This is a genomic window from Oleiphilus sp. HI0066 (assembly GCF_001635725.1).
Map to the genome: position 1 here is coordinate 1 of NZ_LWFH01000876.1, position 3420 is coordinate 3420.

At 41.9% G+C, this 3420-nt stretch carries 5 protein-coding genes; 3 read left to right on the forward strand and 2 right to left on the reverse strand.

What is annotated here, in order from left to right; all coding sequences use genetic code 11:
* The first annotated feature begins 137 nt into the window (after positions 1 to 137).
* Entirely contained in the window at positions 138 to 389 is a 252-nt protein-coding gene (locus A3738_RS10030; protein WP_068476333.1) for a hypothetical protein, read from the forward strand.
* Positions 390 to 471: 82 nt separating this feature from the next.
* Here the strand turns inward: A3738_RS10030 and A3738_RS10035 are convergent, their stop codons facing one another.
* Both A3738_RS10035 and lexA read right to left on the reverse strand, forming a co-directional pair.
* Positions 472 to 921, reverse strand: coding sequence for a SulA-like leucine-rich domain-containing protein (locus A3738_RS10035; protein WP_068476331.1), 450 nt, complete (start codon positions 919 to 921; stop codon positions 472 to 474).
* Positions 918 to 1532, reverse strand: a complete 615-nt coding sequence (gene lexA / locus A3738_RS10040; RefSeq protein ID WP_068476329.1) for a transcriptional repressor LexA — start codon at positions 1530 to 1532, stop codon at positions 918 to 920. Before lexA ends, A3738_RS10035 begins: the two co-directional genes overlap by 4 nt.
* A 168-nt stretch (positions 1533 to 1700) precedes the next feature.
* On the opposite strand from lexA, the gene A3738_RS10045 reads away from it, so the two are divergent.
* Positions 1701 to 2915: a hypothetical protein gene (locus A3738_RS10045; RefSeq protein WP_082878314.1), complete on the forward strand. Its 1215-nt coding sequence runs from the start codon at positions 1701 to 1703 to the stop codon at positions 2913 to 2915.
* A 144-nt stretch (positions 2916 to 3059) separates the two neighbouring features.
* On the forward strand, positions 3060 to 3420 hold a 361-nt coding region (locus tag A3738_RS10050), incomplete at its 3' end, for a response regulator (protein ID WP_156504177.1).

Sequence of the window (3420 nt, forward strand, 5' to 3'; positions counted from 1 at the left end):
GAAGAAGAAATATTGTTATTTCTTTCAATTTAATAAATTTTATATTTAATGACGCTTTGATCCTCTCAGAGCATAGAGAGCCTATGTCTCCCTGTGATACCATTCATCGTTAATGAAAATAGATTTGTGGAGTAAGTGTGAGTACTGCAGATAGTTCTTTCTTAGAGATTGTTCAGCAAGACGATGGTGAATTTGTTTTAAAACGAATCGATGAAGAAGGTGCATTAGTAACGATCCAGTTTTCTGAGGAAGTTAGTGAGTACTTGCGTGAGCATTCTGTAGAAGTTGCAAAAGCGATGATCGGTGCCGGTGTTCAAACCGCAAGCGTAAAGTCAAAAGCTGCATACGAAGCGCAGCAAAAAGAAGAAGTCCCTTCAACAGTACATTAAACTCAACCCATTTTTTGAGCGCACAGTAAATTATCCATAGTGCGCTTTATCTCTATATGTAATATCTAGTTTGTCATGTTTTCTATCTACTTCTGACTAGAATTCCGTGACTATCACCCTCAATCGATGCGCGTTCAAGCTGTTCAAAAAACTCGTTGTTGATGCCTTTTGTCCATAAAATAGCTGCATGGCAGGTACCCATTGCTAAAGCTTTTTGACATAGCGCATCACCGGATATTTGCTTGTTTGATCGAAGAACGATTATTTCATTGAGATCTGTTTTTCGTTCAGATTTCCATCGATGCAGTAGTTCGCTAGGCGGATCTATTAATGCGAGCCAGCGTTGTTCTTGATTCAGCTTTGTAAGCATAGGCAATAGCATTTGAACACTATCTGCTTTTGACTTCGCGATAATAATCTCTGTTACGTTCGCTTCTTTTTTTGCGCTATTTGGAGCGTCTATTTCAATAAACGAAGTATTAAGTGCCTTGTCGTTAAAACCTAGATCTTGTTGGATGTATGCTTCATTCATTGGATTGTATCCTTTCTGATAACGCCAACGGCTAAACCTTCAATTGCGAGATGCTGTTCTTTCAGATCAACAACGATTGGTTGAAATTCTTCATTCTCAGCATGCAGTTCTACAGTATGTTTGTTTTTGAAAAAGCGTTTTACGGTCACTTCATCTTCAATTCTCGCAACAACGACTTGGCCATTTTTAGCTTGCTCAGTTTTATGTACAGCTAATAAGTCGCCATCGAGTATCCCTATGTCCTTCATACTCATACCTCTTACGCGTAAGAGGTAGTCAGCTGAGGGATTGAAGAATTCGGGTTGCAGGGTGCAGTAATCTTCGATGTTCTCTTCACCTAGAATCGGATTACCTGCAGCTACTTGGCCAACAATAGGTAGGCCATCATTCGCCGACTCATCTTGAGGTAGTCGAATGCCGCGACTAGCACCTGGAACAATCTCGATAGCGCCTTTTTTTGCAAGTGCTTTGATGTGGTCTTCTGCAGCGTTCGGAGATCGAAAGCCGAGAGCATTTGCGATTTCTGCACGTGTTGGTGGATAACCTGTTTCATCTACGTAGGTTTTTATCAGAGCGAGCACTTCGCTTTGTCGTTTGGTGAGTTTTTCCATGTCAATTACCGCAATTGGGTTATCTGTTTTTATATCCAGTATCTGTAAATGTATACAGTGTTTTTTTGTTTGTAAAGTTTATGGATAAATCTTTTCCAAGACTTGCTCTATTCGCAGATCGCAATTGCGGGCAGAATTCGCCCAATAATAACAAGTTTGGTGGTGTCCATGGTTTTGCGCAGAATTGCCTTCGTTTCAGCTTTTTTTCCTAGCGTTGCGTTTTCTTCTTTTGAAGCTGAATTAGGTGTCGAATGGCGAGGCTTTTCGGAATCTGGATTATATGGACAAGATAAGAGTCAAACCTCTGGGCGTTTAGAGCTGGGCTACGATGGAGAAGTCCTTGGCGGTGATTACGAAGTATTACTTTTTGGACGTTATGACAGGAATGACGACGAGCGCAGTCATGCTGATTTGAGAGAAGCTGCGTATACATACATAGGAAGCAATTGGTCGCTAAAAGCGGGCGTAAGCAAAGTGTTTTGGGGTGTTACTGAGTCGCTGCATCTAGTCGATATTGTAAACCAGACTGATGGTGTAGAGTCAGTCGATGGTGAGGATAAGCTTGGTCAACCGATGGTGCAGTTCTCTTCAGAATATGATTGGGGGACGATCGATTTGTTTTGGTTGCCCTATTTTAGAGAGCGTACTTTTAATGATATAGAAGGGCGTTTGAGTTTGCCCCTGCCAATTGAATTGGATCATGCACAGTACGAATCAGGCGCTGAAGAGAATCATCAAGACTTTGCCGCACGTTATTCGCATTACATCGACGATCTTGATTTCGCGATTTCTCATTTTTCTGGTACTGGGCGAACGCCAATATTGGCGCCGAATAACCCGATGACGCCTTCTGCTTTTGTTCCATTTTATGAACAGATCGATCAAACGGGTTTGGAACTCCAGTATATTTATGAGTCATGGTTACTAAAGTTCGAAGGTATTTCAACGAAAGGAATCGACTCTCGTTACTCTGCCGCCGTGGCAGGATTTGAATACACGCAGGTTGGGATCTTTGATAGTTATGCAGATTTGGGTTGGATTGCTGAATATTTATACGATGATCGTAAGAGTGATAGTCGCATAACGTTTGAGCAAGACGTGTTTGTTGGATGGCGTTATGCGTTTAATGATGAAGACTCTTCCGAAATACTATTGGGCGGTATTCTTGATCACAAAACTCATGAACGTATCTACTCACTTGAGGCAAGCCAGCGCCTCACAAGCGATGTAAAGCTTTTTGTAAATGCTTGGGTCTTTGACGGGAAACCTCATTTGACCACTGATCCAATGGATATCCTTAATGCAGCGACCGACTCCTCGCAGAAAACGAGATTTTTGCAAAGTGAGGATCATGTGCAATTTGAACTCGTGAAATACTTCTAAAAAAAAGTGCTTGGTAGGAGGCTTTTGAAGCAAAGGTTTCACATTTTTCAGGAAAGGTCATACACTTCGCTTATAAGTGAAAAATAATGTAAACGACGAACTTACTGTTATGTGTCTTAGCGATAACATAGTGCGAGGTGTCAAGTGATAGACGTATTAGTGGTTGATGACCACGATCTTATTCGCGCAGGGATCTCACGTATGTTGCAGGATGACGTATCCATAAATGTGATTGGTGAATCTGACTCAGGTGAAAACGCCATCGACTCAGCTCAATCACATAAGCCAGATGTTGTGCTTATGGATATCAAAATGCCCGGTATAGGGGGCATTGAAGCCACGCGACGTATTAAGAAAGTCAGTGATGACATCAAGGTTGTCGTCGTCTCTGCATTGACAGATTCCCCTTCAGCACAAAGAGTCCTTGATTCTGGGGCTTCCGCTTATGTATCGAAGAATAGCCACATCAGTGAAATGATTAAAGCCGTGAAGAAAGTGCATGCGG